This is a genomic window from Verrucomicrobiales bacterium (assembly GCA_016793885.1).
GTDB lineage: Bacteria > Verrucomicrobiota > Verrucomicrobiia > Limisphaerales > UBA11320 > UBA11320.
The window spans coordinates 1-6,189 of the sequence record JAEUHE010000221.1 but is presented as its reverse complement, the minus strand read 5'-3'; the positions used below and the strand labels follow the sequence as shown (position 1 = coordinate 6,189).

The following is a 6,189-nucleotide window of genomic DNA, read 5'->3' as shown; positions in this document are numbered from 1 at the left end:
CAACGCCTCGTGGCACAAGTCCTCCAGAATCAACTGGCACCACTTTGAACCCAAATATCTACCCAGCTACTCCCCGGACTTCAATCCGATCGAGCGACTGTGGCTAAGGCTTAAAGCTGACTGGTTCTGGGACTTCATTGCAAAAACTCCGCAAGAACTCTCCGATCGGCTTTGCAAAGCCCTCAAGAGCTTCATCGATGATCCGACCAAAACCGCGTCCAATTGCTCGATTCGGAAATGACTTCTGTCATTCACTATAGATGCCTGCGCTCATAGTAAGGGCCAGGTCTGGGCCCCCGGCTGCTCAGGCGGTGACCACTCCACGGCGTGGCCTCAGCCCGTCGTTGATCTACTGATCAAACGGTTGGATTGCTCTCCTCCTTGCCCCTACAGCTTCGCCGCTTCCGAAGCCTTGCGACTTCACAACTTTAAGCTCGATCGTGCTCAGGTGCGCCACTGGGCGCTGCAAAACGGCCATGCCCATCGAACGCCCACTCGCAAGCCTACGGCTCCCATCCGCCGTTGGCAGCGTTCTCAAATCGGGGAACTCTGGCAACTCGATGCTTCCCCACATCACTGGTTCCCACTCTGCTCCTTCGACTTCCCCATGCTCAATATGCTCGATGATTGCAGCCGTCTGTTTGTGGGCTCCAAGCTCTATGAACGAGAACTCCTTCTCTCCTACCTGGATTTCCTTCCCACGGCCTTCTTGGCATATGGACGACCTCTTCAACTCTATGTCGATTATCACTCCATGTTCTTCTCCCAGAATCCCGACGCGTTAACTCAATTGGGCTCAGCTCTCGCCTTCTACGAGATAAGCTTCCTTTATGCCCCGACTCCTCAGGCCAAGGGCAAAGTTGAACGCGAACACCAATTTTGGCAGAAGCGCCTTCCGCCCTTTTTCGCCAGCGAGGCCATCGCAGACATTCAGGAGGCCAACCCTCACATCGACGCCTTAAGACTCCATCGCAATGCCAAGGAGATCCATCGCGAACTCAAACTGACCGCCCAGCGCGCCTGGGACATCGCCAAAAAGGAGAAGCGCTCGGTCCTCCGGTCCGCCCCTCGATGCCCTTGGTGGCCGTATATTTGGAGCCTTAGGACCTCTCTCAAGATCGGTTCAGATGGACGAGTTCCGATAGGCACCCAGCGCATTCGAATCGAACACCCTCGAGGAACTTCGGTCGTTCTCTGCCTCCATCCCTCAGGCCATCACTCCGTCCTGGCTCATCAGCCAGACAAAAAGCTCAAACCCGCTCTGCTATTCACCAATCGTCCTAAATGAAACTGTCCTGCTTTGCTAACTACAGATTTGTCCTGCTTTGAAAACTACGCGACAAACTATCATTCTCCCTTTGACTTCGAGCTGCAAAACAACTAACCAAAATGATCCGAAATCGTCGTCCATTCTTCCGAAGCAAGCCCACGTAACCATCCCTTAGCGTACACCTTAGCGTACAGTTGTTGCCCAATAGATGAGGCTCCCCATATATAGAGCGAAAAGTCACCACCTTCCAAACTCAACATTTGTAATCCAAATCCCGCAATGAGGACGATGTTTGCCCACTCTTTGTTTCTGATTGCGCTACTGGTGGCTGCCGATCCGTCCGCTCCGCCGCTGGGAAAGCTCCAGAATCTCGCCAAGCCCGAGCATGTGCCAGAGAGTCTTGTCAAGTCTGACTGGTCGAACATCCGCGCGGCATACGCAGCAGGGCGTCATGCGTTCCAGCCCACGGCCACAGGTTGGGAGGCGTTCAATCCGGGGCATCAGTGGACAACGAAATTCGACGGACGCGGCTTTGTCGCCGAGCCGCAAAACGGCGCGTGGCAGTGGGGGCTGGAGTTGAAGAGTTGCGGGTTTGCCGGGACGGAGTGCACCGTGGATGGCACGCCGGCGGTGCAAGCGGAGGGCACACGGCTCACTTACCAGTGGAGTACCACCGTGCAGGAATGGTTCGTAAATGACGCTCGCGGATTGGAGCACGGCTTCACCATCAAGCAGCGCCCGGAACTTCGCGAGGCAGTGGACTGCGGCAGTCCTTTGGGAAATTCGGAGGCGGCTGGGCTTGCATCACTGCCCCTGCTTTCCGACGATGCGCAGGTCGGGCGAATGCGCGAGAGGGATGGCGCAGTCCATGACCCTGGTGCGACCCGCGACACTCAATCCAATTTTCTCAACCTCTTCTTGGCGGTGCGCGGATCGCTGATTGCGCGCGTCGCCGCCGATGCGCAGAGCGTGCTGTTCCAAGATGCCGCAGGCACGACCGTGCTTAACTACACCGGCCTGAAAGTTTGGGATGCTGACGGCAAGGTGCTCACCTCGCACTTTGCGCCCGCCCATGGCGGTATAAGGCTGCAGGTGGAGGAACGCGGCGCGCGCTACCCGCTGACCATCGATCCCATCGCCCAACAGGCGTATCTGAAGCCCGCCGTTGTCGGGACCACGCAAGCGGATGATATCTTCGGCGCATCCGTGGCTGTTTCGGGCGACACAGTGGTCGTCGGTGCATCTGGTGAATCCAGTAGCACAACGGGCGTAAACAGCACACCCAACGAGATGGCTTATGGTTCCGGCGCAGCCTACGTGTTCGTGCGTAGCGCGGGCGTGTGGACTCAGCAGGCATATCTGAAGGCGGCCGTTGTCGGGACTAAGCAGGTAGGCGATAGGTTCGGCCTCTCCGTCGCCGTCTCCGGTGACACGGTGGTCGTCGGTGCGCCCGGTGAGGACAGCGACACAACGGGCGTAAACAGCACAGCCAACGAGATGGCTTACGGTTCCGGCGCAGCCTACGTGTTCGTGCGTAGCGCGGGGGTGTGGACCCAGCAGGCGTATCTGAAACCCGCCGCCGTCGGGACCACGCAAGAGCATGATGCGTTCGGAACCTCCGTGGCTGTTTCAGGCGACACGGTGGTCGTCGGTGCACCTGGTGAATCCAGTAGCACCACGGGCGTAAACAGCACGCCTAACGAGATACTCAGAGAAGGCGGCGGTTTCTTCGGCGCAGCCTACGTGTTCGTGCGCAGCGCGGGGCTGTGGACGCAACAGGCGTATCTGAAGCCCGCCGCCGTCGGGACCACGCAGGAGAATGATGCGTTCGGAGCCTCCGTGGCTGTTTCAGGTGACACGGTGGTTGTTGGTGCGGCCGGTGAGGACAGCGACACGACGGGCGTGAACAGCACGCCCAACGATAGCTGGAGCTCGTTCAATTCCGGCGCAGCCTACGTGTTCGTGCGTAGCGCGGGGGTGTGGACCCAGCAGGCGTATCTGAAATCCGCCGCCGTCGGGACCACGCAAGAGCGTGATGCGTTCGGAGCCTCCGTGGCTGTTTCAGGCGACACAGTGGTCGTCGGTGCACATGGTGAATCCAGTAGCACAACGGGCGTAAACAGCACGCCCGACAAGAAAGCCTCCGCTTCCGGCGCAGCCTACGTGTTCGTGCGCAGCGCGGGGCTGTGGACTCAGCAGGCGTATCTGAAGCCCGCCGCCGTCGGGATCACACAAGGAGGTGACTTCTTCGGGGCCGTAGCCGTCTCCGGCGACATGGTGGTCGTCGGGGCATCTGGTGAATCCAGTAACACAACGGGCGTAAACAGCACGCCCAACGAGGGAGCCGTCGCTTCCGGCGCGGCCTACATATTCGTGCGCAGCGCGGGGCTGTGGACACAGAAGGCCTATCTGAAGCCCGCCGCCGTCGGGACCAAGCAGGGGAATGACAGGTTCGGAGGCTCCGTGGCTGTTTCAGGCGACACAGTAGTTGCCAGCGCTGCTTTCGAGGATGGCAGCGCGACTGGCGTAAACGGTACACCCAACGATACTGGCGGGCAATTTTTTGATTCCGGCGCGGCTTACGTTTTTCACATCGCCCCCTCCCCGCACCCGGTCATCTTCATCCCAGGGATCGCGGGAAGCAGGCTTATTGGCAACGGGGAAACGGGTGCCAATGGCAATGGTGAGTATCTATGGCCGAGCTTAGGCGCGCAGGATATTCGCGCGCTGAATCTGCTAGGACCGGTCAACGACGTGCGAGCTGTGGCAATCCTCCGTGAATATGTCACCGGTCTCCTCTCGACCGTGGTCGTTTACGGACCTCTCATTGAATACCTCACCGGTCCACTTGGTTATGTGGAGTTTGACCTTCAGGAACATCCGGAGCGCATGACCAGCAACTTTCTTCTCGAGCAAACTTGGTCGCAGAAACCTACCTTATTCACTTTTCCCTACGACTGGCGCCGCGCGAATGCCAGCCATGTCACAACGCTGCGCCAATACATCAGCAACATTCGGGCACTGCACGACGGAGCAAGGGTGGATGTGATCGCCCACAGCATGGGAGGACTGGTGTTACGGCAGTATGTGCTCGCGCACCCGGAGGACATCGGAAAGGTAGTGACCATTGGTACACCATTCTGGGGGTCTCCAATGGCGGTGTATCGGACTTTGACCGGCCGGTTTTACGATGAGGTTTTCGACTGGTTCACGAGCACAGACATGCAGGCAACACTCCGATCGATGCCATCAACGGCCGAACTGATACCTCCCTTTCGGCTAGATCATATCAGCGGACGCACGAGACTGCTATCGGAGGAGCGATGGGATTTGAACGAGGATCGGGGTGACCCATTGCAGAACTATTCCCCAACTCAGTTTTGGGACTACATGAACGGGCTTTTCAGTCCGCTTGACCCGTATTCCATCAATGCCAATCTCCACACGGACGCTCAAGACAATTGGTCCGGCGACAATGCTGACATCTCGTATCTGCACATCGCCGGTCAGGTCACGGAAGGTGGGAAGCCGATGACCGCTACGGACGTGGTGGCCTTTGAGGTAGCATGGATGGTCAGAACGACCATTCAACGGATCCAAGGTTTTCGATTCAACCACGGCCCTGGAGATAACACTGTGCCATTCGAAAGCGCCATTCGTCCAAGCCAGTATCTCGCGCCAAACACGACTTTCTACATCGTATCCGGCGGCAAGAACGTCGCGGAACACACCTTAATGACTACGAATCCTGAAGTGCACGCTCAGATCGCAACTTTCCTCGGCCATACGCCACCTCCTCAACTCGCGGCCGCGCAGTCATTGGCTCTTGTCCCACCGCCCACCGGCTCGCGACGGAGTGTAAAGTTGTATGGCACCAGCTATGCTCAGATCACCGACGCGGCCGGAAACCAAAACTCCCGGCTGAGCGACATTGCGATTAAGAAGATCCCAGGACTAGACATTCACTACGAAGGCGCATCTGGATGGATGGAGGTCGAAGGCCGCGTCGCAACTGAATTCACTCTCAGCAATCCGCCGGAGACCAAGGAAATCTTCGCGGAGATTGTGGAAGCCGATGCCACCGGCAAAGCGGTGTCTCTCACGCGCTACCGCTTTGCCCCAGAGAATCAGGGGTGGCGGCTCAGTATAGTGCAAGGCAGGCTGAAACTGGATCTGGATCTGGATCGGAACGGAACCTTCGAACCGTCGGAAGAGGTGGTTCCATTCTACCAGAGCGCAGGGCCGATTGATTTGACCCCTCCTTCGATCACGATGACTTTGGGTGCTGTCGGAGGAGAGGTGTCGGTGGTGATGAATGCCACCGACGATTTCGGCAGTCCGACCATTCGTTACGCGATCAACGGGGGTGTGGTGCATACGTACTCGGCCCCGCTGGCCTTTCCGCTCACTGGGCAGGTGGAGCTGAAGGCGTACGCCGAAGATGCCGCCGGAAATTCCACCGGCTTGATCGAAACCGCCGTGAATCCACACGTCGCCGTCACAGTCGGCGGGGGTAATGGCATCTCACTTACATGGCCACGGTCCGGTGCCTACTTTCTAGAAACGGCAACATCACTCGAAGGGCCATGGACTCCAGTAAGCGAGGTTATGATTCACACTGAATTCAGTGATTCTGTTTCCGTTGCATTAGGCAGTCATCCGAAGAAGTTCTTTCACCTGAGATCAATGCCAGTGGTGAAGTAAAGGTGTGGTTGTTACGTGGATCGAGTTGAGAAATTTGCAGACGCAGGGTGGTTTCCGCTTCTCATGGAGTCAGGTCTGAATGGCGGTTAGTTAAGTCCTAAGCGTTTTTTGGAGAGACGTTTGCGACGAGGAGGATTGGGGAGGTTTGAGAGCATGTATTCGGCGGTTATTTGCTGCATTTGGAGGAGCGTTTCCCAGACCTTCCGTTGGTTGGC

The 6,189-nt window shown here is 57.7% G+C and carries 3 protein-coding genes; all 3 read left to right on the top strand.

Annotated elements, in window-relative coordinates; translation table 11 throughout:
- Positions 1-241 (top strand): transposase (locus JNN07_24490; protein MBL9170914.1); only part of this gene is annotated, 241 nt, incomplete at its 5' end.
- A gap of 123 nt (positions 242-364) precedes the next feature.
- Positions 365-1,288 carry a hypothetical protein gene (locus tag JNN07_24485; GenBank protein MBL9170913.1) on the top strand — a complete coding sequence of 308 codons (924 nt, stop codon included), beginning with the start codon at positions 365-367 and terminating at the stop codon, positions 1,286-1,288.
- Between the two features lie 261 nt (positions 1,289-1,549).
- On the top strand, positions 1,550-5,974 hold the full coding sequence (locus JNN07_24480) for an alpha/beta fold hydrolase (GenBank protein MBL9170912.1): 4,425 nt from the start codon (positions 1,550-1,552) through the stop codon (positions 5,972-5,974).
- Positions 5,975-6,189 lie beyond the last annotated feature (215 nt).